Genomic DNA, 833 nt, shown 5'->3' on the forward strand with positions numbered 1-833 from the left:
GCATGTGTAGTCGCTCATCATTCGGATTGTTCAATTGGTTCATTTGTTTCACCAACCGTTTTAGCTGATGTGACTGATGGCATGTTGATCGCTACCGACGAAATATTTGGTCCTTTGGCTGCAATTCTACCGTTTGATAGTGAAGACGAGGTAGTTAAGCGCGCTAATAACACAGAAATGGGTTTGGCGGCCTATGTATATACCAACGACCTCGCCCGGTCTACAAGACTTGTTAGCAGTCTTGAATATGGGATGGTTGCAGTTAACACCCCTAGTTTTACAGGTCCCCCTATCCCGTTCGGTGGGTGGAAACAGTCGGGGCTTGGAAGGGAGGGTTCCAGGCATGGCACAGCCGAATATACGGAAATGAAATACGTCTGCGTTTCATACAACTCTTAATAGATTATAAAGAAGAGATTTTCCATAATAAATCCAAGAGGAAATAGCAATGAGGACTACTCAAGAAACTAACGCTTTAGCTAAACGGCTTGTGATTTCAGCGCTGGCCATATTCTTGACATCTACGTCTATTGCCGCCCATGCAGGGCAAGCATGGGACAGAATCGAAAAAAATAAAGAAATGGTTGTAGCAACTGACGTAGCTAATCCGCCTGCTTCCTTCTTGGCAGAAGGAAACAATCTCGATGGTTTTGACGTGGCAGTTGCGCGTGAAATAGCCAAACGGATTGGCGTCAATGTACGTTTTGTCACCCCAAGCTGGGATGTTATCACGGCTGGTAACTGGCAAGGCAGGTGGGACCTTTCTGTTGGTTCTATGACCCCAACTGCTCAGCGTCGACGAGTACTAGATTTTCCAGCTATTTATTACTATG

The 833-nt window shown here is 45.7% G+C and carries 2 protein-coding genes; both read left to right on the top strand.

Features of this window, described 5'->3' with window-relative positions; translation table 11 throughout:
• A partial coding sequence (locus HT737_RS29765) for an aldehyde dehydrogenase family protein (protein WP_182404607.1) occupies nt 1-399 on the top strand: 399 nt, incomplete at its 5' end.
• Between the two features lie 49 nt (nt 400-448).
• Nucleotides 449-833 (top strand): transporter substrate-binding domain-containing protein (locus tag HT737_RS29770; RefSeq protein WP_182404608.1); only part of this gene is annotated, 385 nt, incomplete at its 3' end.

The sequence above is a fragment of the Pseudomonas sp. MD195_PC81_125 genome, from assembly GCF_014060985.1.
GTDB classification, from domain to species: Bacteria; Pseudomonadota; Gammaproteobacteria; order Pseudomonadales; family Pseudomonadaceae; genus Aquipseudomonas; species Aquipseudomonas parakoreensis.